This window comes from Planctomycetota bacterium (assembly GCA_033763975.1).
Lineage (GTDB): Bacteria > Planctomycetota > Phycisphaerae > Phycisphaerales > UBA1924 > RI-211.
In genome coordinates, this window is record JANRJM010000006.1 from 172,375 (window position 1) to 195,113 (window position 22,739).

22 protein-coding genes are annotated in these 22,739 nt (G+C 71.2%); 14 read left to right on the plus strand and 8 right to left on the minus strand.

What is annotated here, in order from left to right; all coding sequences use genetic code 11:
• Positions 1 to 39: 39 nt before the first annotated feature.
• The 3 genes from SFY69_04105 to rlmKL all read right to left on the minus strand — a co-directional run bounded on the left by SFY69_04105 (position 40) and on the right by rlmKL (position 4,467).
• Complete coding sequence (locus tag SFY69_04105) at positions 40 to 1,095, minus strand: alcohol dehydrogenase catalytic domain-containing protein (GenBank protein MDX2131218.1); 1,056 nt, start codon at positions 1,093 to 1,095, stop codon at positions 40 to 42.
• A gap of 85 nt (positions 1,096 to 1,180) precedes the next feature.
• Positions 1,181 to 2,050: a HEAT repeat domain-containing protein gene (locus SFY69_04110; protein ID MDX2131219.1), complete on the minus strand. Its 870-nt coding sequence runs from the start codon at positions 2,048 to 2,050 to the stop codon at positions 1,181 to 1,183.
• Positions 2,047 to 4,467, minus strand: a complete 2,421-nt coding sequence (rlmKL, locus tag SFY69_04115) for a bifunctional 23S rRNA (guanine(2069)-N(7))-methyltransferase RlmK/23S rRNA (guanine(2445)-N(2))-methyltransferase RlmL (protein MDX2131220.1) — start codon at positions 4,465 to 4,467, stop codon at positions 2,047 to 2,049. Before rlmKL ends, SFY69_04110 begins: the two co-directional genes overlap by 4 nt.
• A 21-nt stretch (positions 4,468 to 4,488) precedes the next feature.
• Here rlmKL and SFY69_04120 point away from each other — a divergent pair, with 21 nt between their 5' ends.
• Complete coding sequence (locus SFY69_04120; protein ID MDX2131221.1) at positions 4,489 to 4,935, plus strand: carbonic anhydrase; 447 nt, start codon at positions 4,489 to 4,491, stop codon at positions 4,933 to 4,935.
• 171 nt (positions 4,936 to 5,106) lie between these two features.
• Positions 5,107 to 5,862 (plus strand): putative 2OG-Fe(II) oxygenase, encoded by a 756-nt coding sequence (locus SFY69_04125; protein MDX2131222.1) that lies wholly within the window; start codon positions 5,107 to 5,109, stop codon positions 5,860 to 5,862.
• Positions 5,863 to 5,997: 135 nt separating this feature from the next.
• Here the strand turns inward: SFY69_04125 and SFY69_04130 are convergent, their stop codons facing one another.
• Positions 5,998 to 7,563 carry a DEAD/DEAH box helicase gene (locus SFY69_04130; protein ID MDX2131223.1) on the minus strand — a complete coding sequence of 522 codons (1,566 nt, stop codon included), beginning with the start codon at positions 7,561 to 7,563 and terminating at the stop codon, positions 5,998 to 6,000.
• Positions 7,564 to 7,869: 306 nt separating this feature from the next.
• Between SFY69_04130 and SFY69_04135 the strand changes: the two genes are divergently transcribed.
• Positions 7,870 to 8,133 carry a hypothetical protein gene (locus tag SFY69_04135; GenBank protein ID MDX2131224.1) on the plus strand — a complete coding sequence of 88 codons (264 nt, stop codon included), beginning with the start codon at positions 7,870 to 7,872 and terminating at the stop codon, positions 8,131 to 8,133.
• Here SFY69_04135 and SFY69_04140 read toward each other — a convergent pair.
• The 3 genes from SFY69_04140 to SFY69_04150 all read right to left on the minus strand — a co-directional run bounded on the left by SFY69_04140 (position 8,118) and on the right by SFY69_04150 (position 10,860).
• Complete coding sequence (locus SFY69_04140; GenBank protein ID MDX2131225.1) at positions 8,118 to 9,827, minus strand: endonuclease/exonuclease/phosphatase family protein; 1,710 nt, start codon at positions 9,825 to 9,827, stop codon at positions 8,118 to 8,120. The two genes, SFY69_04135 and SFY69_04140, sit on opposite strands and share 16 nt — an antisense overlap.
• Before the next feature lie 192 nt (positions 9,828 to 10,019).
• Positions 10,020 to 10,421, minus strand: coding sequence for a hypothetical protein (locus SFY69_04145; protein MDX2131226.1), 402 nt, complete (start codon positions 10,419 to 10,421; stop codon positions 10,020 to 10,022).
• Positions 10,422 to 10,563: 142 nt separating this feature from the next.
• A complete protein-coding gene (locus SFY69_04150) occupies positions 10,564 to 10,860 on the minus strand; it encodes a hypothetical protein (protein MDX2131227.1) in 297 nt (98 codons plus the stop codon).
• Positions 10,861 to 11,024: 164 nt separating this feature from the next.
• Here SFY69_04150 and SFY69_04155 point away from each other — a divergent pair, with 164 nt between their 5' ends.
• The 11 genes from SFY69_04155 to SFY69_04205 all read left to right on the plus strand — a co-directional run bounded on the left by SFY69_04155 (position 11,025) and on the right by SFY69_04205 (position 22,230).
• Positions 11,025 to 12,161, plus strand: a complete 1,137-nt coding sequence (locus SFY69_04155) for a deoxyhypusine synthase (GenBank protein ID MDX2131228.1) — start codon at positions 11,025 to 11,027, stop codon at positions 12,159 to 12,161.
• A gap of 116 nt (positions 12,162 to 12,277) precedes the next feature.
• Positions 12,278 to 14,116, plus strand: a complete 1,839-nt coding sequence (locus tag SFY69_04160; protein MDX2131229.1) for a gamma-glutamyltransferase family protein — start codon at positions 12,278 to 12,280, stop codon at positions 14,114 to 14,116.
• Positions 14,117 to 14,276: 160 nt separating this feature from the next.
• Positions 14,277 to 15,956, plus strand: coding sequence for an alpha/beta hydrolase (locus tag SFY69_04165; protein ID MDX2131230.1), 1,680 nt, complete (start codon positions 14,277 to 14,279; stop codon positions 15,954 to 15,956).
• A gap of 113 nt (positions 15,957 to 16,069) precedes the next feature.
• Positions 16,070 to 17,803, plus strand: a complete 1,734-nt coding sequence (locus SFY69_04170; protein MDX2131231.1) for an alkaline phosphatase D family protein — start codon at positions 16,070 to 16,072, stop codon at positions 17,801 to 17,803.
• Positions 17,804 to 17,890: 87 nt separating this feature from the next.
• Positions 17,891 to 18,640, plus strand: a complete 750-nt coding sequence (locus tag SFY69_04175; protein MDX2131232.1) for a class I SAM-dependent methyltransferase — start codon at positions 17,891 to 17,893, stop codon at positions 18,638 to 18,640.
• A gap of 89 nt (positions 18,641 to 18,729) precedes the next feature.
• Complete coding sequence (locus tag SFY69_04180; protein MDX2131233.1) at positions 18,730 to 18,951, plus strand: DUF2798 domain-containing protein; 222 nt, start codon at positions 18,730 to 18,732, stop codon at positions 18,949 to 18,951.
• Positions 18,952 to 18,973: 22 nt separating this feature from the next.
• The gene (locus SFY69_04185) at positions 18,974 to 19,948 is read left to right on the plus strand and encodes a thiamine-phosphate kinase (GenBank protein MDX2131234.1); all 975 of its coding nucleotides are present in this window, start codon (positions 18,974 to 18,976) and stop codon (positions 19,946 to 19,948) included.
• An 8-nt stretch (positions 19,949 to 19,956) separates the two neighbouring features.
• Positions 19,957 to 20,643: a tRNA (adenosine(37)-N6)-threonylcarbamoyltransferase complex ATPase subunit type 1 TsaE gene (gene tsaE / locus SFY69_04190; GenBank protein MDX2131235.1), complete on the plus strand. Its 687-nt coding sequence runs from the start codon at positions 19,957 to 19,959 to the stop codon at positions 20,641 to 20,643.
• Between the two features lie 23 nt (positions 20,644 to 20,666).
• Positions 20,667 to 21,344 carry a MotA/TolQ/ExbB proton channel family protein gene (locus SFY69_04195; protein ID MDX2131236.1) on the plus strand — a complete coding sequence of 226 codons (678 nt, stop codon included), beginning with the start codon at positions 20,667 to 20,669 and terminating at the stop codon, positions 21,342 to 21,344.
• A complete protein-coding gene (locus tag SFY69_04200; protein MDX2131237.1) occupies positions 21,341 to 21,766 on the plus strand; it encodes a biopolymer transporter ExbD in 426 nt (141 codons plus the stop codon). The genes SFY69_04195 and SFY69_04200 overlap by 4 nt, the downstream gene beginning before the upstream one ends.
• The gene (locus SFY69_04205; GenBank protein ID MDX2131238.1) at positions 21,763 to 22,230 is read left to right on the plus strand and encodes a biopolymer transporter ExbD; all 468 of its coding nucleotides are present in this window, start codon (positions 21,763 to 21,765) and stop codon (positions 22,228 to 22,230) included. The genes SFY69_04200 and SFY69_04205 overlap by 4 nt, the downstream gene beginning before the upstream one ends.
• A 22-nt stretch (positions 22,231 to 22,252) precedes the next feature.
• Here the strand turns inward: SFY69_04205 and SFY69_04210 are convergent, their stop codons facing one another.
• Positions 22,253 to 22,726 carry a transcriptional repressor gene (locus tag SFY69_04210; GenBank protein ID MDX2131239.1) on the minus strand — a complete coding sequence of 158 codons (474 nt, stop codon included), beginning with the start codon at positions 22,724 to 22,726 and terminating at the stop codon, positions 22,253 to 22,255.
• Positions 22,727 to 22,739 lie beyond the last annotated feature (13 nt).

Consider the following 22,739-nt stretch of genomic DNA (forward strand, 5'->3'; position numbering starts at 1 on the left):
CACGAGTTATTCCGCAGGTGGCCCCCCTGATTTCGCGCTCTAGAACCCCACCACCACCCGCAGCGCGCCCTCGCCCGCGAGCGCGTCGGGCGCGTGCGCCAGTCGCACCCGTCGGGAGATGAGGGGAGAGGTATCCACGTCCCCCTTCGCCAACACGTCGAGCGCTTCGCGCAGCAGCCCCGCCGACGCCGCGGCCCCCACGCCCACGATCGAGATCTCGTGCCCCACCGCCGGCGTCAGGTCCGCGCCGCCACCATTGCCCGCACCGCCCCCACCGTCCGCTCCGCCCTTCGCCGCCGAGTGCCCCGCACGCGCGTTGATCGCTCCCGGCGGCACGAAGGGCGGGGCCGATCGCGCCACGATCGTTCCCCGCGGCCTCACCAAGCCTAGCGCCAGCGTCAGCGCCTCGGGCGCGCCTGTGCAATCCACCACGATGTCCTGATCGCGCCGCCGCCCGACCTCGCACACGTGCCGGTGCTTCACGCCCCACTTCTCGCACAGCGCGAACTTCTCCGGGTGCGTGCCCAGCAGGCGCACCGAGGCGTTGAGGCGCGCCAGCACCTGGGCCGTCACCAGCCCGACCACCCCGTCGCCCAGCACCGTGACGTACGTCTTGCCCTCGATCCGCACCGACTGCGCCACGCGCAGCGCGCTCGCCACCACGCCCGCGAACAGCGCGCTCTCGTCGGGCAGCGCCTTGGGCACCTCGACCAGGTTCGCCCCGGGCAGCGTGAACCGCTCGGCCAGGCAGCCGTCGAGGCGCCACAGCCCCAGCACCCGCCGGTCCGCGCAGTGTGCCGACAGCCCGCGCGTGCACAGCGTGCACGCGGCGCACGGCACGATCGGCGAGCCCACCACCCGCGCGCCCGCCCGCACCACCGGGCCCGCGCCCGGCCCTTTTTCCACCCGTTCGACCACCGCGACGAACTCGTGCCCCAACACGCCCGTGTGCGCGAGCACGCCCCGCACGACGTCGCGTTCGGCCCGCGTGATCGACGCGAGCACCGGGCGCAGCAGGCAATCATCCGGCGCGGGCACGGGCTCCGCGCGCTCGACGATCGTCGCCTCGCGTCCGTCGCACTGCAGCGCCTTCACCGGTTCCCCCTCGGCCCCGCGCGCGGGCTCGCCGGAGATATCGGCGGTTTCGGGCGGACGGTCGAGCGCGACCCGCCAACGTCCGCTAGTTCGACGCCGTCATGTCCGGGCTCATGCCCACCGGCAGGCCCTTGGGCTCGTTCGGGGGCGAGGGGACGAACGGCAGGTACTCGTACCACTTGCGCCCGCGCTGAAACCCCGGGTAGAGGTACGCCGAGCGAGCGGCGAAATAGTCCGACGTGCCCCGGTACCACACCTGCCACGCCGCCCGGTCGTAGTGAAAGTCCTGCCCCGTCAGCGTGCGCAGCGAGAAGAGCGTCGCCGCGTTCACCGCCAGGCTGTCGTCCGCCAGCGACGCGATGAGCGCCTCGACCACGCGCGGCTCGGCGTACTGCCCGATCGCCCGGGCCGCCTCCACCCGCACGAACGACTCGGGCTCCTTCGCCCGGTCCATCGCCACCAGCAGCGCGTCGACCGCGACGGGGTCGTGGATGCGCTGCAGCGCCCGGGCCGCCTCTTGGCGCACGCTCGGGTCGGCGTCGGCGACGCCCTTCACGATCAGCGGCACGTGCTCCTGCCGCCCGTGCAGGCCCAGCGCGCGGATCGCCGCGGCACGCACGCCCGGGTCCTCGTCGGTCGCCCGCTCGGCGAACAGGTTCAGGTAGATGTCCTCGGCCGCGAACCGCTCCTTCGACAGCAGCAGCACGCCCTTGTACCGCCGGTCGGGGTCGTAGGGGTCCAGCGCCATGTCCACCGCCTCAGACGGCGTGGGGGCGCGCACCGCGTCGAACACGCTCGTCGCGCCCGGACGCATGTTCAGCGGGTTGCTCGCGCACCCGCCCAACACTCCCGTGAGCCCACCCGCCAGCCCGCCCAGAACGCAGCCCCGCACGCAGACCCCGAGAACCCAGGGAACGCGGCGAGCACGCTGCGACGACATCCCACGGTGCATCATGAGCCCGCAGTGTACGACGCGGGCCCGCCCGGCGCGCCCGACGCACCGCCGCCCCCCGCCACGATCCGCCAGCATCGGTGGATGCGCCGGTTGCGGTATTCCGGGGGGACCGTGCGGGCGCTGATCTCGCGCGACGACGCGCCCACGCCCGCCAGGGCCGCCTCGTCGAGCTTGAATCGCCGGAAGTTCGTCGAGAAGTACACCACCCCGCCGGGGGGCATGAGCGCCAGCGTCCGCGTGAGCACCTCCGTGTGCCCGTGCAGCACCTCCCAGTCCTCCTCGGTGGACGTGCTGTTGCTGAACGTCGGCGGGTCGATGACGGCCAGGTCGTAGTGCTCGCCCGCAGGGTGCGTACGCAGGAACGAAAGCGTGTCGGAACGCACCAGCCGGTGCGAGGCGTTCCACAGCCCGTTCAGCCGCAGGTTGCGCTGCGTCCAGTCGAGGTACGTGTTCGACAGGTCGACGCTCGTGGTGCTCGCCGCGCCGCCCGCCGCGGCGTACACCGTGAACGCGCCCGTGTAGCAGAACAGGTTCAGGAAGCGCACGCCGCGCGATTGCTCGCGCACCATCTGGCGCGTGAGGCGGTGGTCGAGGAAGAGCCCGGTGTCGATGTAGTCGCGGAGGTTCACCTCGAAGGCCAGGCCCCCTTCACGCACGGTGATCGTCTCGCCCGTCGCGCTCTGCTTCTCGTGCTGCGTCAGCCCACGCTGGCGGTGCTTCTGCTTCGTGTACACCTGCGCGGGGTCGATGCCGAGCGCCCCCGCCACGATGGCGCGCACGCGGTCCCACCAGTCCGCCTGCTGCGCGAGCGTGCGGCTGTGCTCGCGCTCGTACTCCGCCACGTGGGCCCGCCCCTCGTACACGTCGATGATGAGCGGCACGTCGACCTGATCGCGCTCGTAGACGCGATAGCACGTGACCCCGCGCGAGGGGTAACGCCGCAAGTGCCGCACGTTCTTCGCCAGGCACGCGCCGAAATCCGCGAGTTCGCGCTCGTCTCGCTCGCGCAGGCCCCCGAACGCCGGGGACGCCGCACGCGAAGTGCGAGAAGCGGATTCAGAATGCACAGGAAGTCCGAGAGGAGCATCGGGAGGAGAGGTCGGAGATGAAGCTACTGGGCTGGAATGCGGAACAGAAGGGGACTGGAGCACATCATCGTCCGGAGCAGGCGTCTCCGCCGCGGCATCGCCCGCGTCGCGCTCTTCCCCCGCCGTTCCATTCTCCGCGCGTTCTCCTCCGTCTTCCTCGGCGTTCGTCTCGGGCGTATCCGCAAAGGCCCGAAGACCCGGCGGCTTGGGGCCCAGGAACGTGAAGTACCACGTCTCGATCGTGCTGTTGTAGAACTTGCGCCGGCGCGACGCACGCTGCCCGAAGATGTCCTCCAGGTCCAATCGCCCCGTCAGCATGTGGATCGACCACGTGGGCAACCGCCGGAAGACCAGCGGCATCGAGCGATACAGATGGTCGATCTCGTCGGCGTCGCCCAGTCGCACGCCGTACGGCGGGTTCGTGATGATCGACCCGTACTCCGCCTTGCTCGCGAGCGCGTCGAAGGGCTGCTGCTTGAAGTGCACGTCGCGCGACACGCCCGCGGCCTCCGCGGCACGCCGCGCCAACGCCAGCGCGTCCGCGTCGATGTCGTACGCGTGGATCGCGTGCGCGAGTTCGCCCCGCGGGGCGGCCCGCGCCTCCTCGCGCGCCTCGGCCCACACCCGCTCGCCGAACGACGGCCACCGCTCCGCGTCGAACGAGCGCAGCAGGCCCGGGGCGATGTTCCGCGCCCACAGGGCGGCCTCGATCGCGATGGTCCCCGAGCCGCAGAACGGGTCGATGAGCGGACGCTGGGGCTTCCAGACGCTCAGCAGCACCAGCCCGGCGGCGAGGGTCTCCTTTAGCGCCGCGGCGCCCGGTGCGGTGCGATACCCCCGCTTGTGCAGCCCCGGGCCGGTGGTGTCGATGGTGAGCGTCGCCTGGTCGTGCCAGAGCGCGATCTCCACCCGCACCGTGGGGCCCGTCTCGGGCAGCGAGGGCGTGGCGTGGGCGCGCAGCAGGCGCTCGACGATCGCCTTCTTGACGGTGCGCTGGCACGCGGGCACGCTCGAAAGCTGGCTCTTGACGCTGCGCCCGTCGACGGGGAACGCGAAGTCGCGCGGGATCCACTGCTCCCAGGGGAGCGCCTTCACGCCCTCGAAGAGCGCGTCGAAGTCGCGCGCGGGGAACGTCGCGACGCGGATGAGCACGCGATCCACCGTGCGCAGGTGCAGGTTCGCGCGGGCGATGGCGCGCGCGTCGCCCTTGAAGAGCACGCGCCCCGTGGCGTGCCCCTTGCCGTGGTAGCCCAGCGCCGCCAGTTCGCCCGTGGCGACGCTCTCGAGCCCGAAGTTGGTCACGAGCAGGATGTCGAGTTCGCCGGGCACGGGGGAGGGTACACTGGCCGGATGTTTCGCTCGCAGATCGCGTACAACGCGACACGCATCCACGCCGCGGCGATCTACTGCTCCGACGGGCGCGTGGGCGAGCAGTTCGACGACTTCCTGCAGGTCGGGCTGGGCCTCCCGCGCTATGACCGGGTGGCGCTCCCGGGCGGGCCCGCGTGCCTCGCCGGGCACCAGCAGGCGCACCTCGAAGAAAAGGGCGTGATCGACGAGCTGCAGTTCCTCGTCGAGGTGCACAAACTCTCGCGCGTCGTGCTCATCGCGCACGAAGGCTGCGCGTTCTACACCAAGCGCCTCGAACTCGTGCCGCCACGCCTGGAACTGCTCCAGCGGGCCGACCTCGTGCGGGCGGCGGCGCTCGTGCACCGGGTGACGGGCCTCAGCCGGATCGACGCGTACTTCGCACGCCTGGCCGACGGGCACGTGTCGTTCGAAAAGGTCGAGGCCTAGGAGCGGGCCCGTCGCGCGCACCAGCCCCCGTCCCAGGCCGCGGGCCGCTCGCGCTGCGATCGCGTTCCGAACACGGCGCAAAGCCCGGGCCAAGATCGCGCTACAAGTGATTCACGCGGGCCTGGACGGCGGTTTCCCGCGGTAGGGTGAACGCCCCACCGGAGAAGCGCCATGACGATGCAGGGCCCGGGACTCACGTTCGCCTCCCCCGCCGCACCGACCACCGGGTTCTACGGCGGGGCGCCGGGCGAGTTTGAACTCACGCCCCGGACGTACTGGCCCACGACGATCTTCTCGCGCAAGTACCGCGACCACGCGCGCGACGCCGCGGGCATCATCGAACACCTGTACGAGATCAAGGCGGGCGAAACCAAGAACATCGCCAGCGACATCGCCGTCAGCATGAAGAGCAAGGACGGGCTCTTCGAGAGCAAGTTCGACCTGTTCGAGAAGTCCACCCACGAAGGGTTGCGGCGTCTGGTCGCGTTCATCGAGTCCAGCGTCCGCCGGGCCGTCTGGCACGTCAACGGACGAACCGAAGACCCCGCCCGCATCAAGGTCACGTTCCTCGACAGTTGGTTCCACATCACCAACGGCGGCGGGTTCCACGACGCGCACTACCACGGCGGGTGCTCGTGGTGCGGCGTGTACTACCTCCAGATCAGCGACGTGCCGTCGGACCTGCCCGATCACGCGCCCAACGGCGTGAACCGGTTCTACGCCCCGCGCGGGTGCGGGGCGCTGCTCAGCGACTACGGCAACCACTACCTGGCCGCCGGGCACCTCGACGTCCCCCCCACGCCCGGCACGCTCGTGCTCTTCCCCGCGTTTCTGCTGCACAGCGGCCTGCCGTACCGCGGCGAGAAGGACCGCGTGATCCTGTCGTTCAACTCCACCAGCACGCTGGTGAACCCGCCCAAGGCGTAAGCGCGCGTCGTGGTATGAGCGCGAGCCACGCGACGCGCGCAAGAAACCGCCCGATGAGAACCATCGGGCGGCGTCGTCGCATATTCAGTTCCGCCCTGCGATCAGGCCCGCCCTGCTATCAGGGCCGTCGGGTGATCAGGCCCGCCCCGCGGGGCGACGGGTGGTGTTGCGTGCCATGAACCCGGGGCGGCGGGGCGTGTGCCCGTTCGAGGCCGGGGCGTGGCCGCCGGGCGCGGACGGATGGCGCGGCGTGCCGGCGGGTCGGTCGGACGGCGGGGCCGAGGGACGCTGTGTGGGCGCCCCGGCGGGCCTGGGTGCGCCGGCCTTGTGGGGCACGCCCGCGCCGGGCATCGCGGCCCGGGCGGTGCGCTTGGGCGCGGGGCGGTCAGACGCAGGCCGCCCGTCCGCCGAGCGCGTCGCGCGGGCGGGCTGCGAGCGCCCATCCGCGGCGCGGACGTGGTGCGAGCGTCCCTGCTGGGGGCGTCCCTGCTGGGGGCGCGAGTACGACTCGCGCGGGTCGTCGCGCTTCACGTCCGGCGCGATCTCGGGCAGTGCCGGCAGCGCCAGCGTGGGGATGCGGGCGCCCGTGGTGCGTTCGACGGCGCGGAGCAGGTCGCGCTCCTCGCTGTCGCAGAACGTGACCGCGATGCCGCTGGCGCCCGCGCGCCCCGTGCGGCCGATGCGGTGCACGTAGGCCTCGGGCTCCATCGGCAGGTCGAAGTTGAAGACGTGCGTGATGCCGTCGACATCCAGCCCGCGGGCCGCGACGTCGGTCGCGACGAGCACCTTCGCGTGCCCGGCACGGAAGCTGTCGAGCGCGCGCGTGCGCTGGTTCTGGGCCTTGTTGCCGTGGATCGCGACCGCGTGGATGCCCCCGGCGTGCAGACGGCGCGCGACGCGGTCCGCGCCGTGCTTGGTCTTCGTGAAGACCACCGCCCGCTCGATCGCGCCCTCGCGCAGCAGGTGCGTCAGCAACGCCTGCTTGCGCTCGCGCGGGACCATGTACATCGCCTGCTCGATCTTGGGCTCGGCCGCCGCGGCCCGCGAGACCGACACCCGCACCGGGTCGCGCATCAGCGACTCGGCCAGGCTCACGATCTCGCGCGGGAGCGTCGCCGAGAACAGCATCGTCTGGCGGGCGGCGGGCAGCGCCGCCGCGATCCGCCGGATCGGCTTGATGAAGCCCATGTCGAGCATCCGGTCGGCCTCGTCGAGCACGAAGATGCTGATCTCCGTCAGGTTCACGAGGCGCTGCTCCATCAGATCAATGAGCCGCCCGGGCGTCGCGACGAGGATGTCCACGCCCCGGTGCAGGTCGCGCACCTGGTGAAACTGCGACACGCCCCCGAAGATGACGGTGCCGGCCAGACCCGTGTGCCGCCCGTACACCGCGAAGCTCTCGCCGATCTGCGACGCGAGCTCACGCGTGGGCGACAAGATGAGCGCCCGCGGCAGGACCGGCCCGCGCCGGCTCGCGTCGCGCGGGGCCGTGCTCAGGCGGTGCAGGATCGGCAGCCCGAACGCGGCGGTCTTGCCCGTGCCGGTCTGGGCGACGCCGAGCAGGTCGCGCCCGGCGATGCCCGCCGGAATCGCCTGCGCCTGGATGGGCGTGGGCGTGGTGTAGCCCTCGTCGGTCAGGGCGGTGAGGAGCGGGCGCGACAGCCCGAGTGAGGTGAACGTGATGGACGAAGTCTGAGTCAAGAGCGCGAATCTCCGTCGGCCGCGCGGCCCCGAAAAAGGGAATCCGCGTCGGGCGAACTCTGGTTCGGGCGTTCCTCGCGCCAATCTGATTGGAACAAGTCAGGCCGTACTGGGGTGGAGCGAAGGCCGTTCAAGGCCGACGCCGCCAGCAGATTCCCAGGGCGATCCGTCCGCAGGACGCGGCACGGAAAGAAAACTGAGGCCACCGGCAAGACCACATGATAGGCAGCAGAATGGCCGGTTTCTCGCCGTGCCGTGAAGGTCGTGATAACCTCCGGCGCCCCGATCGGGCCCGGAGCACGCACCATGACCGACGCTGCAGGTGGCAACCCCGCACCGATCCCCGAGGACACGCTCGTGCGGGCGATGGCGGCGTTCAAGAAACGCCACAAGCTCACCAAGCTCGACCAGGAGTCCAAGCTCGGCGCGTCGCGGCCCATGACCTCCGGCAAGAAGGTCGAGAACCTCGGCATCATCCCGCCCAACGACTACCCGCGCGAGGTCTACCGCGAACTGGCGCGCCAGGGCAAGATCAAGGACATGGGCGGCGGGTTCTACTCGATGCCCTGAGCGGGCGCCCACCGCAGCGTCGCCGTCACCGGCCAGTGGTCGCTCGGCGTGCGCCCCGTGTCCATCCGGCGTTCGATCGAGGCGTTGACGACGCCCAACCCCGGCGCCGCGAGGATCCAGTCGATGCGCTCGCCCGCAATGCGCCCGTCCCAGCCGCTGAACGTCGCTTCGTCGGCGTCGCGCGCGGGGTACACCGCGCGGAAGGTGTCGGCGAGAGCGGCATCGCGCAGCACGGCGGCGGCGTCCGGGCCGTCGGCGCTCGTGTTGAAGTCGCCCGTGACGATCACCGGCGCGCCCTCCGCGAGCGCGCCGAGGCGCGCGCGGATGAGGGCGAGCCCTTCACGCCGCGCCCGCACGCCCACATGGTCGAGGTGCGTGTTCAGCACGAGCACGGGGCGCCCGGTGCACCGATCGAGCAGGCGAACCCACGAGGCCATGCGCTCGCACGCGCCGTCCCAGCCCTTGGAGCCCGGCACGTCGGGCGTCTCGCTCAGCCAGAAGTGCCCGGAGGCCAGCGCCGTGAACCGTTCGGCGCGGAACATGATCGGCGCAAACTCGCCGGACCGCGCGGCGTCGATGCGCCCCACGCCGTGGAACGCGTGCGACGGGAACGTCGCGCGCAGCCAGTCGGCCTGCGCCGCCTCCACCTCCTGCAGACCCAGGACGTCCGGATCCTGATCGCGGATCGCGCGCTCGACCAGCGCCACGCGCCGGGGCCAGGCGTTCGGGCCGTCGTTCGCGCCCTCGTAGCGGATGTTGAACGACATCACGCGGAGGTCGTGCGCGGGATCGCCCGGCGGCACGGGGTGCGCGGGGCGGACCTCGGGAATGTCGGCGATCGCCACGCGGAAGAGCTCGCCCCGCGCCTCGTCGGCGATCAGCAGGTGCTCGTCGTCCTCGAAGCAGATCGACTCGCTGTCGCTGTCGCCCCCGGGCACGGTGTATGCCCGCGCCCGCACGCGCGAGGCGAAGAACGGCACGTCGAGCGACGCACGCTCGAACAGAAACACGTGCGTGTAGGTCAGCACCGCCAGACGCAGCCCGTCGGGCGAGCAGTCGGCGCCAGTCGCCTGCCCGCCGAGATCGAAGCGGTCCACGTACGTCAGCGTCGTGACGCGCCCGGGCAGGGGCAGGCCGGCGTCTTCGGTCCGCTCGACGCGGTACAGCTTCGTGAACGTGTCCGACCGGTTCTTGCTCAGGATGTACAGGTCGTCGCCGACGGTGAACAGCGCCTCGGCGTCGAAGTTGCGATTGTCGCTGGGCGCGGGGAACGAGGGCTGATCCGGATACCGGAACACGATCTTGCACGTCCAGTTCGTGCGCTCCGCCGTCGCCTCGGGCTCCTCGAGGATGTACAGCGTGAGATCACGCCGCGCGTTGGAGTTGTTGCCGAAATCAGGCACGATGAGGCGCGCCGACCCGTCCACCGCGATGTCCTCCCAGTCGGAGTTGATCGCCCCGCCGATGAGCACGCCGGGCGTCTGGGCGTCGCGCTCGGAACCCACCACCGTGCCATCGGCCCGGACGGGATACACCCGCGGCTCGTCGCCCGAATCGTTGATCGTCCAGAACACGTCCGGCTGCGTGCGGCTGCGGACGATGCCCGAGATCTCCTTCTTCGCCCCCGGGCCAAGCGCCGCGATCGGACGCAACTGCAGCGCCGGCTGCGCGAGCGCGGCATTGCTGATAGCCACGCACGCGCCCAGCAGAGCGGCTCGCGCAGCGAAGAACGGGACGGGTCGGCTCGTGGGGCGCGGCATCATGCCCCGGAGACTACACGGAAAAACGCTCCGCGTGGCCTTGCCGCACGGAGCGAGAGAGAGAGAGAGAGAGAGAGAGCGAGAGAGAGAGAGAGAGAGAGAGAGACTGTCGGCCGAGCGTGGCGCTTAGCGCTGCCCGCCGCCCTTGTTCCCGCTGCCCGAAGAGCCGCCGCCTTGCTGCTGACCCTGCTGATGCTGCTGCCCGCGGCCGTGGCCGGGGGCACCCCGCGTCAGGTCGTCTTGCGTGCCCATCTGGTCCTCATCGGTGCCCGCACGACGTGCCTCGGTCTCGGCATCACGCCCCGGCATGCCCGACGGCGACTGGCCCGGCTGACGCGTGCCGGACGTGCTGTGCTCGCCTTCCTGGCCCTGCTGATGCTGGCCCTGACCCTGCGTCTGGCCCTTGTTCTGACCCTGGCCCTGTTGACCCTGACCCTTGTTCTGGCCTTCGTTCTGATCCTGACCACGGCCGGTGCCGCCACCGCTGGTGCCGCTGGTGCGATCGTTCTTGTTCTGGTTGTCCGCCATGAATGGGACTCCTGTGAGGTGGTGTGGTGCCGGGGAAGACAGCCCGTGCACGGATGAGTGTGGGTGCCCCGCGTGAATTTCCGGCGAAAGTTGCGTGTGCGGCGGCTCGCTCGGCGGTCGCCGGCGCACGCCGACACCTCGCTCACGACTTGTCGCGCGTCTTTCCTCGGGGCGTGTCGCGTGCCGCGTCGCGGGCGGCCTTCGCCGCCGAAGCGGACGATGTGCCCGAGCGGTTCCCCGACCCGCCCCGCCCGGAACTCGCCGAGGCATTGCGCTCGGCGCCCGACGCCGTGCCGCGGCTGCGCGACGACGACGTCCCGGCGCTGTCGCTCGCGTGGTTGCGCTGGGCCTTGTTGCCCACGGGGTTGCGGTTGGTTTCGTTGCGCCGCATCTCGGCATCGCGGGACTTGCCGTCGGCACGGGGATTCTTGTTGCCCATGCTCCAGCCGTGCGGCCGGCGCCTGAGCCGCAGATGAGCGCGCGACCGCCGAACACGCGCGGCACGCTCGCGTATAGTGAACGTCACGCCGCCACCCCCGGCGTGATCGCACGCACGAGCCGGCCACAGGGGGGCCATGGCCGCTTCTCCAGGAGGAGGTTCCCATGACCCAGTGGACCAAGGCCGACCTGCTGTCGCGCCCCGTGCAGCACATCGACGTGACGAAGTTCGACGCGCGCCCGGTCATCAAGTCGTACCGCGAGATGGCGTACTCGTCGCGCACGCTCGCGCAGGCGAGCGACATCTACTCCATGATGCTCAAGGACCGCGAGTGCGCCGTCATCCTGACGCTCGCCGGCTCGCTCATCTCCGCGGGCCTCAAGAAGGCCGTCATCACGCTCATCGAGCACAACATGGTCGACGCCATCGTCTCGACGGGCGCGAACATCGTCGACCAGGACTTCTTCGAGGGCCTGGGCTTCAAGCACTACATCGCGCCGGGAAGCCCCGAGGCCCCGCCGGTCGACGACCTCACGCTCCGCAACCTGATGATCGACCGCATCTACGACACCTACATCAACGAGGACGACCTCCGCGCCTGCGACGCGCGCACCCACGAGATCTTCAACGCCTTCGCGCCGGGCGCGTACTCCAGCCGCGAGTTCATCGAGGCGATGGGCGCCTACCTCGCCAACACGCCCAAGCTCGCGCGCTACGAGAGCATCGTGAAGACCTGCTACCAGAAGCGCGTGCCCATCTTCGTGCCCGCCTTCTCCGACTGCTCCGCCGGGTTCGGCATCGTCCTGCACCAGACCGAGGCCTTGGAGCAGGGCCGCCCCATGGTCGCCTTCGACAGCGGCAAGGACTTCCGCGAACTCACCGACATCAAGCTCGCTTGCAAGGACACGGGCCTGCTCATGCTCGGCGGGGGCGTGCCCAAGAACTTCGCCCAGGACATCGTCGTCGCCGCCGAACTGCTGAACGAACGCAAGGGCGGCAAGGCCCGCGGCGACATCGGCATGCACAAGTACGCCGTCCAGATGACCGTCGCCGACGCGCGCGACGGCGCCCTCAGCGGCTCCACCCTCCGCGAGGCCTGCTCCTGGGGCAAGGTCGACGTCGTCCACGAGCAGATGGTCTTCGGCGAACTCTCCGCCCTCTTCCCCATCCTCGCCAGCGACGCCTTCCACCGCGGCGCCTGGAAGGGCCGCAAGGGATTCAAGTTCGCCGACCTCTTCGAAAAGGGCGACGGCGTGCCCACCTTCGCCCCCGCCCCGGTGCGCAAGCGCGTCGCGCGGTAACCCGCCACTCCATCAGCATGACGCCCCCGCACGCCCCGCCCGCGCGGGGCGTTTTCTCGCGCCCGCCCGGCGTTCTCCCCGCCCGGCCCCTCGCCCCTCGCCGGTACACTGCGCGCATGAACATCTCGCTCCCGCTCGGCGTGGCGCTCGTCGTCCTGGTGCTCATCGCGCACGTCCTCGACGCCGAGGCCGCGCAGGTCGCGCCGCGACGCGACGACGGGCTGCCCAAGGCCACGCGTCCGGAGGTCTACGCCCCGCGCGCCATGGCGGCGACCAGCCACCCCCTCGCAACGCAGGCCGCGCTGGACGTCATGCGCGCGGGCGGCTCCGCCGTCGACGGTGCAATCGCCGCCAACGCGTGCCTCGGGCTCATGGAGCCCACCGGCTGCGGCGTCGGTGGCGATCTCTTCGCCATCGTCTGGGATCCCAAGACGCAGAAGCTGCACGGCTACAACGGCTCGGGCCGCTCGCCCGCAGGCGTGACGCTCGACGACCTCACCGCCATCCTCGCGGAACGCGGGCTGTCGCAGATCCCCACCGACGGGCCCCTCTGCACGACGGTCCCCGGCTGCGTCGACGCGTGGTTCGCGCTGCACGAGAAGTTCGGCGACGCGCCCATCGCCGACGTGCTCGCGCCCGCGATCCGCTACGCGCGTGACGGCTTCCCGCTCTCGCCCCGCATCGCCGAGGCCTGGTCGATCTCGCACCGCAAGTTCTCGGGCAAGCCCGCCTTCCCCGGGTACAACGCGGTCTTCGCGTCGCGCCGCACCGACAGCGAGCACCCGCTCCCGCCGCGCGTCGGCGAACTGCACACGAACCCCGCCCTCGCCGCGACGCTCGAACGCCTGGTCTCGCACGGACGCGACGGCTTCTACGCCGGCGAGGTGCCCGCGACCGTCGAGTCACATCTCGCGCGCGTGCTCGGACGCCCCTGGCTCACCGCCCACGACTTCGCCGCCCATCGCGGCGAGTGGGTCGAGCCCGTCAGCGCCAACTACCGCGGCTACGACGTCTGGGAACTCCCGCCCAATGGCCAGGGCATCGCCGCTCTGCAGATCCTCAAAGTCCTCGAGACCTTCGACCTCCGCGCCATGGGCTGGGGCAGCGCCGACTACGTGCACGCCTTCGTCGAGGCCAAGAAACTCGCCTTCGAAGACCGCGCCCGCTTCTACGCCGATCCCGCGTTCAGCCCGTCGCCCGTGGCCAGGCTGATCTCCGCCGAGTACGCCAAAGAACGGGCCGCCCGCATCGACATGAACACCGCCGCGCCAAGCGTCGAGCCGGGCGCGCCCCTCGCCGGCCCCGACACCATCTACCTCACCGTCGCCGACGAACGCGGCATGATGGTCTCGCTCATCCAGTCCAACTACCGCGGCATGGGCTCGGGCATGGTCCCCGTCCGCCCGCGTGACAAGGCCGCCCCGACCCCGGCCGCCCCGACCCCGGCCGCCCCCACTGCGGCCGACGCCCTCGGCTTCATGCTCCAATCCCTCGGCGAGCAGTTCGCCCTCCGCCCCGATCACCCCAACGCCTTCGCACCCGCCAAGCGCCCCTTCCACACCATCATCCCCGCCTTCATCACCAAGGACGGCACGCCCTGGATCTCCTTCGGCCTCATGGGCGGCGCCATGCAGCCCCAGGGGCACGCCCAGATCGTCATCAACCTCATCGACTTCGGCATGTCTCTCCAGCAGGCCGGCGACGCGCCGCGCATCCATCACGACGGCTCCACCGAGCCGCAGGGCCCGGTCCGTCCCATGGCCGACGGGGGCGTGCTGAACCTCGAGCCCGGCTTCCCCGCGGCCACCATCGAAGAACTCGCCCGCCGCGGACACACGCTCAAGCCCGCCTCCACCCCGACGTTCGGCGGGTACCAGGCGATCCGCCGCATGCCCGCCGGCGTCTACGAAGGCGCGAGCGAGAGCCGCAAAGACGGACACGCAGCGGGGTACTAGAAGGAAACGCAGAGGAACACGGAGAGTCGACACGCTCGACGAGCTCCGGCGATGGGGAGCACCGTGCGGCTCGACCGCCCGGGCCGAGACTGCGCGCAAAGTCGTGGTCACGGCTCACCGCTCGGGCCGCCGGGCTGGTCCCGCCCCGTACCATTGCTCCATGCGAGAGAGAATGAACCAACCGTCCGGCCTGTCGCTGCTCACGATGCTGATCGCGTGCCTCTTGGGCCCGCTGGCGGCGTGTGCGCAGACGCCTGCGCCTCCGGGCCAGCCCCCATCGCAGCCCACCACGCAACCACCCGCACAGCCCGGCACGCCGCCGGGCGCGCGCGTGCCACCCGCCGACGCCGAGCCGGGCGACGCGCCGACGGTCGGCGGCTTTCGGGTCACGCTCGATGCCGCGCTGGGCGCCGAGGGGATCAAGCTCTACCAGGGGCGGGTGTACGTGGTGCTGTCGAAGTGGAACAGCCCCGAGCCGCGGACGCGGATGTGGGACTGGTTCCGCCCGTCGCAGGTGTTCGCGAAGGACATCTTCGGCGACGGGCTGCGTGCCGGGCAGAGCGAGCTGGTGCTGGGACCGGGGAGCCTGGGGTTCCCCAAGTCGTTCGAAGAGGCCGAGAAGGGCATGTACTACGCGCAGGCCGTCGCGCGCCTGTCGCCGGATTCGAACGAGCCCGGCAAGGGCGTGGGCGACCTGTACAGCGAGGTCACGCGGGTGAACTTCGCCGAGGGGGGCCCGGGCGCGGGCACGATCGAACTGAAACTGTCGAAGCGGGTGCAGGCGCGGGACTTTCCCAAGGCCGACCGCGTGCGCGAGTACTTTCACGCCAGCCCGAAGCTCTCGGCGTTCTTCCATCGCGACGTGGTCGTGAACTGCGGCGTCATCCTGCCCAAGGACTGGTCGCAGACCGACACGAAGACCTATCCGGTGCTGTACTTCATCGGCGGGTTCGGGGGCGACCACACGTTCGCACGCCAGGTGCACGCGCTGACGAAGGGCATGGAGGGCGCCGACGACGTGATCATCGTGGTGCCCGACGCGACGAACTACCGCGGGCACAGCGTCTTCGCCGACTCGGCGAACACCGGGCCGTGGGGCGCGATGCTGGTCCAGGAACTCCTTCCGGCGATCGACCGCGACTTCGGCGGCAACGGCCGGCGGTACGTGACGGGCATCTCGTCGGGCGGGTGGTCGAGCCTGTGGCTGCAGGTGACGTACCCGGACGCGTTCGCGGGGTGCTGGTCGCACTGCCCGGACCCGGTCGACTTCCGCGACTTCCAGCGGATCAACCTCTACGCGCCGAACGCCAACATGTACCGCGACGACGCGGGCGAACGCCGCCCGCTGGCGCGCGGGCCCGGCGGGCGCACGGCGTTGTACTACGACGACTTCGTGGCGATGGAGACGGTGATGGGCCCGGGCGGGCAGATCCACTCGTTCGAAGCCGTGTTCAGCCCGAAGGGGCGCGACGGACAGCCCCGCCCGCTGTTCGATCGCACAACCGGCGCGGTCGATCCCGAGACGGCCAAGGCGTGGGAGGCGTACGACATCAACCTCGTGCTGCAGCGCACCTGGGAGCACCTGGGCCCCAAGCTCGCGGGCAAGCTGCGGGTGTACGCGGGCGAGCGGGACACGTTCTTCCTCGAGGGAGCGACGAAGAACCTGAAGCAGACGCTGGCCGACCTCGGCAGCGACGCGGAGGTCGTCGTCGTCGAGGGGATGGGGCACACGCTGCACGGCCCCGGCGTGCGCGATATGTTCCAGACTATTGCGCGAGAGAACTCGGCGGCTGCAGCGCCGGGTGAACCGGGTGAACCGGGTGAACCGGGCGGCAAGTAGGCCCGTCCAGTTCCACACTCGCGCGATCTTGCCGCGATCTGAGCGAGACGTTCATGCGTTGCGGGTAGGGTTGTCCGAACGCGGCGTGATTCTGCGCCCGGAGGAGATTGACAATGACCACCCGTGGCGTGTTGGCGGCTGTGATTGTGTCCGTCTGCGGTCTGGCCGCGTCGGCCCAAACTCTTCCCAACGGCGTCGCGGCGGGCGATACGACGCAGAACTCGAGCGTGCTCTGGACGCGGAGCACGGTGCTGGGCCCGGTGAACTTCGAGGTCTCGACGACCCCGGACTTCTCGACCATCATCGGCTCGTTCCAGCGGACGGTGACCGACGCGACGCTGCCGGTGAAGGTCGACGTCGCGAATCTCACCCCCGGCACGCAGTACTACTACCGCGCGACGGACGCGGCGAACTCGAGCTCGCAGGGCCGCTTCAGGACGAACGCGGCGTCGGGCCGCAACGGCTTCCGGATGGGCGTGTCGGGCGACTGGCGGGGCGAGCTCGCGCCCTATCCGGCGGTCAAGAACGTTCCCGGGCGGAACCTCGACCTGTGGGTCGGGCTGGGCGACACGATCTACGCCGACGTGGCGTCGCCCGATGTGCCCGTGCCGCAGGCGACGACGCTGCCGGAGTTTCGCGCGAAGCACAACGAGGTGTACGGGTCGCGGTACGGCGCGAACACGCTGCGCGACCTGCGCCAGTCGACGTCGATCCTGGTGAACATCGACGACCACGAGGTGACGAACGACTTCGCCGGCGGGGCGCACCCGTCGAGCGATCCGCGCTTCGCGGGCCAGCCCGGGAACTACATCAACGAGACGACGCTGTACGGCACGGGGCTGCAGGCGTTCCACGAGTACAACCCGATCCGGTCGGAGACGTACGGCCCGCTGGCCGACCCCCGCATGTCGGGCAAGACCAAGCTGTACCGCGAGCGATCCTTCGGGCAGGACGCGGCGGTGTTCAGCCTCGACGCACGGTCGTTCCGCGACCAGGGCCTGCCGGCGGCCAACCCGCTCGACCCCGGCTCGGTCGCGAACTACATCGTGACCTCGATGACCGCGACGAACCGCACGATGCTGGGCACGCAGCAGGTGTCGGACGTCAAGGCCGGGCTGCTCTCGGCCCAACAGGCGGGCACGACCTGGAAGTTCGTCATGGTGCCAGAGCCCATCCAGAACCTGGGCGTGCTCGGCGCATCGGACCGGTTCGAGGGGTACGCGGCGGAGCGCAACGACCTGCTGCGATACATCGATACCAACAACATCGAGAACGTGGTGTTCGTCGCGGCGGACATTCACGGCACGCTGGTGAACAACCTGTCGTACCAGAACGTGCCTTTCGGCCCGCAGATCAGCACGGGCGCATTCGAGATCACGACCGGCTCGGTGGCCTATGACGCACCGTTCGGCCCGACGGTCGTCGACATCGCGACGCAGTTGGGCGTGCTGACCCCGCAGCAGCAGGCCTTCTATCAGAGTCTCCCGCTTGCACAGCGCGAGGGGTTCATCCAGAATCTGATCAACGCGCAGATCACGCCGCTGGGGTATGACCCGCTGGGGCTGCAGGGCTCGGACATCCAGGCGACGCTGCTGCAGGGGCAGTACACGGCGACGAGCACGTTCGGCTGGACCGAGTTCGATGTCGACCCCGTGACGCAGGAGCTGCTGGTGACGACCTGGGGCATCCTGCCGTACACGCAGGCGCAGCTCGATGCCGACCCGGCGGCGATCCTGGCGCGTGATCCGTTCATCGTCAGCCAGTTCCGCGTGACGCCGGTGCCCGCGCCGGGCGCCGGCCTGCTGCTGGCCATGGGCGGCGTGCTGGCGGCCCGTCGGCGCCGGTAAGGTACCCATCGGCCCGTGTCCGGTCGGGAGCGTGCGGAGCCGGGCGGTGGGCCGCTTGAAAGACCCGCGCCCGCGTACGGTCAGGGCATGAGCGCAGATCTGTATTCGTCCATCGCCCACCGGGGCATGGCGTTCATGAACCCGATGGGCGAGCGGTCGATCTCGGCGCTCGTCGAGATCGTGTCGCTCCAGAAGGGGGCGAACATCGTCGACTTCGGCGCGGGCACCTGCGAGCTGGTGGTCCGCCTGGCCGAGCGGTACGCCGTGTTCGGCGAGTGCGTGGAACTCTCGCCCGAGATCGCGTCCCGCGCCCGCGAGCGCGTCGCGGCGCGCGTGCCCGGGGGCGGCGTGCGCGTGCACGAGGGCGACGCGGGGCACTTCAAGGCGAGCGTGCCGGCGGCGAGCTTCGACATGGCCGTCTGCATCGGCTCGACGCACGCGCTGGGCGGGTTTGCCCACGCGGTGGACACGCTCGCACGCCTCACGCGCCAGGGCGGGTGGGTCGTGCTGGGCGAGGGCTACTGGAAGCGTCCGCCCCTGACGGCGTACCTCGAGGGCACGGGGATCGACGAGGGCGAGTTCGTGCGGTTGCACGAGCTGCTCCGGTTCGTGAGCGACCGCGGGCTCACGCCGGCCTGGCTGCACACCGCGAGCGAGCAGGACTGGGATGATTACGAGTGGGCGCACCATCGTAACATCGAGGCCTGGGTGCGCGAGAACCCGAACAGCCCCGACGCGCCGGCGCTGCTGCGACGGTCGCGGAACTGGCGGCGGTGGTACATGGAGGCGGGGCGCGACACGCTGGGCTTCGCGCTCATGGCGTTCCGCAGGCACTGAGGCGTCGAGCGGGTTCGGGCCGCGAAGGCCGGGTGGGCGATGTGGACGGACGCGGGCTCGCTGGGGCCGGCGGGGGCGAAGGAATGAAGGTGCTCTCACGAACGCAGGCGAACATCGTGTCGGTGGCGCTCATCGCGTTCACGATGTCGGGCGTGATGTCGCTGGCGATGGTGATCGTGAACACGGGGCTGGGCGGGGCGCTCGTGGGGCGGTGGATGCGGTCGTGGGTGATCGCGTTTATCATCGCGCTGCCGGTGGCGTTCATCGTAATTCCCGCCATTCGGAGGCTGGTCGGCCGGTTCGCGCGGTAGCGAGAGCGACCTAGCGTTTCGGATGCGCGAGCTGGAACTGCTTTCTTACATCGAGCGGGTCGCGGCGTCGCAGCCGCGGGACTTTCCGCGGGTGGTGGTGCCGCCGGGCGACGACTGCGCGGCGGTGCGGACGCCGTCGGGCGATCTGCTGCTGGCGAAGGTGGACCAGGTTGTGGGCGGGCGGCACTTCACGCCGCCCGTAACCTGGGACCGCGACGAGCCGGGGCCCGACGGGCTGACGCGGGACGCGTACCTGGGGCTGATCGCGCGCAAGAGCGTGGCGCGGGCGCTGTCGGACATCGGGGCGATGGCGGGGCGCCCGATGTTCGGGCTGGCGGCGGCGTGCCTGCCGGCGGGGTTTCCGTCGGACGCGGCGGAGGCGTTGGCCGAGGCGCTGCACCGCTGGGGGAGCGCGTGGTCGTGCCCGATCGTGGGGGGCGACATCGCGAGCGCGGGGCGGGCGGACCCCGGGCCGCTGGTCATCGGCCTGACCGTGATCGGGCTGGCGCACGCGTCGCGCGGGCCGGTGCTGCGGTCGGAGGCGAGGCCGGGCGACGAGGTGTACGTGACGGGGTCGCTGGGAGGGTCGCTGGAGGCCAGCGGGCTGGGGCGGCACCTGACGTTCGAGCCCCGCGTGCCGGAGGGGGCCGCGCTGGCGGATGCGCTCGGCGCTCGGCTGCACGCGATGATGGACATCTCGGACGGGCTGGGGCTGGACGCGGGGCGCATGGGGCGGGCGTCGGGGCTGGTGGTAGAGCTCGACGGCGTCCGCGTGCCGGTGACCCCGGGGAGCGACCTGCGGGGCGCGCTGCGCGACGGGGAGGACTACGAGCTGCTGTTCGCGGTGGAAGCCGGCGCGGCGCCTCCGGAGCTGGCGTGCGGGGTGACGAAGATCGGGGTGTGCCGCGTGCCCGACGGGAGCACGCCGGGGGCGCGCGTGCGCCATGCGGACGGGACGACGACCGAGGTGTCACGGCTCGGGTGGGAGCACACGTAAAGTCCCGCGTGATCACGCTCACGCGCGAGTTGCCGGAACTGGGCGCGACCGAGGCGCTGGCCGAGGGGTTCGCGCGGCTGCTGCGCGCGGGCGATGTCGTGGCGCTCGCGGGCCCGCTGGGCGCGGGGAAGACGGCGTTCGTGCGGGGCGTGGCGGGGGCGCTGGGCGTCGCGCCCGGGCTGGTCTCGAGCCCGACCTTCGTGGTGGTGAACGTGTACCCGGTGGCGGGCGAGGGCGCGGTGCGGGCGCTGGTGCACGTGGACGCGTACCGCCTGGGCGGGGCCGATGAGCTCGACACGCTCGGGTGGGACCGGCTGTTCGACGGGGCGACGCGCCGGGCGACGGGCGGCGGGGCGGCGCTGATCGAGTGGCCGCAGCGGCTGGAGGGCGCGCTGCCGGCCGACGCGGTGCGCATGACGCTGGAGCCGACGGGCGCCGACTCGCGCCGGGTGACGCTCGAGGTGCCCGACGAATGGGCATCGCGCGAGGGGTTCGACCGTCTGCGCGACTATCCGCCGACGCGCTGCCGCGTGACGGGGCGGTGGGTGTCGCCTCTGGCGGCGTCGTGGCCGTTTGTCGACGAGCGGGCGCGACTGGCGGACCTGTACGGCTGGTTCGAGGGCGCGTACCGGACGTCGCGGGGCGTGCGTGCGGACGACGAGGCGGGCGGCGAATCGGGCGACGAGCCCGGGTGAATCACCCGCTACGATCGCGCCGCATGGACATGACCATCGCCGCGACGGGCGCACCGCTGGGATTGTGGGGGCTGTTCAAGCAGTCGTTCGACGTATTCACGGTGCTGCTGCTGGCGGGGTCGCTGGTGGGCATCACGTGGGTGTTCCTGTGCGTGCTGGAGGTGCGCGCGCGGAACATCGCGCCCGAAGGGGTGACGGGGCGGCTGCGCGACCTGGCGCGGGCGGGGCGGTGGGAAGATCTGGAGATCGCGGCGCGGGACGACGACTCGTTCGTCTGCCGCGTGCTGCGTTCGCCGCTGGCGATGCGGGGGCGCGATCGGGCGGCGATCCGGGACGCGGCGGAACTGGCGGCGAGCGAGGAATCGGCGCGGTGGTTCCGCAAGGTGGACGTGCTGAACGTGATCGGGAACCTCGGGCCGCTGGTGGGGCTGGCGGGGACGGTGTGGGGGATGATCCTGGCGTTCACGAGCCTGGGGGCGACGGGCGGGCAGGCGCAGGCGTCGGACCTGTCGCTGGGCATTTCGAAGGCGCTGTTCCACACCTTGCTGGGGCTGTGCCTGGCGATCCCGTGCCTGCTGTTCTACGGGATGTACCGCAACCTGGTGGACAAGCTGTGCACGCGGGGGATCGTGGTGGCGGGTGAGATCGTGGAGCGGATCCCCAGCCGCGAGGACGATGGAGCGCGGGCGGGCGGTGCATGAAGATCCGCGCGGCACATCCGCACCAGACGGGCGCGAAGGTGAACGTCACCCCGCTGATCGACGTGGTGATGGTGCTGATCGTGTTCTATCTGATCGTGGGGAATCTCGCGCGCGAGCGCCTGGCGCCGGTGGACCTGCCCGCGACGGGCGTGGGCACGGCGGAGGACGCGGCGCCGACGCTGATCATCACCGTGGCGCGCGAGGGCGAGGGGGCGCGGGTGGTGGTCGATGGCGCGCCGGTGGCGGCCGGGGCGCTCGAGGGGCTGCTGCGGGCACGCGTGCCCGACCCGGGCACCGCGATCGTGCAGTTGCGGGCGGATCGGTCGCTGGCCTACGAGGACGTGCGCCCGGTGCTCGACGCGTGCCGTCGCGTGGGCCTCACGAGCGTGCGACTGGTGGCGGAGCGCGGGGGCGGGTCGTGAGAGCGACGCACCGGATGCGTTCGGCGCGGGCGCTCTACGAGGCGCACCACGGCCCCAACATGACGCCCATGGTGGACGTCGTGATGGTCATCCTCATCTTCTTCATGACCTCGGCGACCATCATGGGGCCCGAGTGGTTCATCCGCTCGGCGTTGCCGGCGCCGGCGGCGGGGCCCGCGCCGACGGACGCCCCCCCGACGCGCGTGCGCGTCCAGCTCGGGTTCGACGGGGTGTCGCGCGTGGGCGTGGGCGATGCGCCCCTGCGCGCGGCGCCGTTCGACACGATCGAGGTGTACCTGCGCGACGAGGTGGGCCGCGTCGGCGCCGAGAGGCTCGTCGTGACGGTCGAGCCCGCGCCGGGCGCGCCGTACGCCGATGTCGTGCGCGTGCACGAGTGGTGCGCGGCGCTGGGCATCACCAGGGTCGGGATCGTACCGGAAGCCACGGGCGACGACGCCGAGTAAGACGCGAGGCCCGCGCCGGCGTTCAGTTCGAGGGCGCGCGGACGGCAAAGATGTGCAGGCGGTGTCCCTTGGGAACAAGCCCCAGGCTGGCGCACACCCGGTCGCGCAGGGCGGCGAGCTCGGGGATGTGCACGGGGATCGCCTCGCCCCCGTCGAGCGGGATGACCAGGTCCTGCGGACGCCGCCCGTAGACGACCTGGTAGTGCGCCTGGTCCTCGTCGAACAGCACGCGCTGGATGATGCCCGCGTCCTGCAGCAGCTTGATGGTGCGGTAGATGGTCGCCTTGCTGACGCGGAAGCCCGAGGCCTTCACGTCGTCGATGACGCGTTCGGCCTCGAACACCCCGTCGAACCGCAGGATGCAGTCCAGCACCTGCGCACGCTCGGGCGTGTACTTCAGGCCCTCGCCCTTGAGCTTGCGCCGGAAGACGGCGCACAGCGGCTCGACGATGTCGAGCGCGTCGTCGGCCGGTACGTGGCTCGCGTCGCGGGTCATTCCCGTATCCTAC

Coding starts and splice junctions, on each gene's coding strand:
- SFY69_04185 (MDX2131234.1), top strand. CDS start 18,974: ATGCGCGAGCTGGAACTGCTTTCTTACATCGAGCGGGTCGCGGCGTCG.
- SFY69_04160 (MDX2131229.1), top strand. CDS start 12,278: ATGAACATCTCGCTCCCGCTCGGCGTGGCGCTCGTCGTCCTGGTGCTC.
- SFY69_04120 (MDX2131221.1), top strand. CDS start 4,489: ATGTTTCGCTCGCAGATCGCGTACAACGCGACACGCATCCACGCCGCG.
- SFY69_04150 (MDX2131227.1), bottom strand. CDS start 10,860: ATGGGCAACAAGAATCCCCGTGCCGACGGCAAGTCCCGCGATGCCGAG.
- SFY69_04135 (MDX2131224.1), top strand. CDS start 7,870: ATGACCGACGCTGCAGGTGGCAACCCCGCACCGATCCCCGAGGACACG.
- SFY69_04170 (MDX2131231.1), top strand. CDS start 16,070: ATGACCACCCGTGGCGTGTTGGCGGCTGTGATTGTGTCCGTCTGCGGT.
- SFY69_04200 (MDX2131237.1), top strand. CDS start 21,341: ATGAAGATCCGCGCGGCACATCCGCACCAGACGGGCGCGAAGGTGAAC.
- SFY69_04210 (MDX2131239.1), bottom strand. CDS start 22,726: ATGACCCGCGACGCGAGCCACGTACCGGCCGACGACGCGCTCGACATC.
- SFY69_04195 (MDX2131236.1), top strand. CDS start 20,667: ATGGACATGACCATCGCCGCGACGGGCGCACCGCTGGGATTGTGGGGG.
- SFY69_04110 (MDX2131219.1), bottom strand. CDS start 2,050: ATGATGCACCGTGGGATGTCGTCGCAGCGTGCTCGCCGCGTTCCCTGG.
- SFY69_04125 (MDX2131222.1), top strand. CDS start 5,107: ATGACGATGCAGGGCCCGGGACTCACGTTCGCCTCCCCCGCCGCACCG.
- SFY69_04165 (MDX2131230.1), top strand. CDS start 14,277: ATGCGAGAGAGAATGAACCAACCGTCCGGCCTGTCGCTGCTCACGATG.
- SFY69_04175 (MDX2131232.1), top strand. CDS start 17,891: ATGAGCGCAGATCTGTATTCGTCCATCGCCCACCGGGGCATGGCGTTC.
- SFY69_04155 (MDX2131228.1), top strand. CDS start 11,025: ATGACCCAGTGGACCAAGGCCGACCTGCTGTCGCGCCCCGTGCAGCAC.
- SFY69_04145 (MDX2131226.1), bottom strand. CDS start 10,421: ATGGCGGACAACCAGAACAAGAACGATCGCACCAGCGGCACCAGCGGT.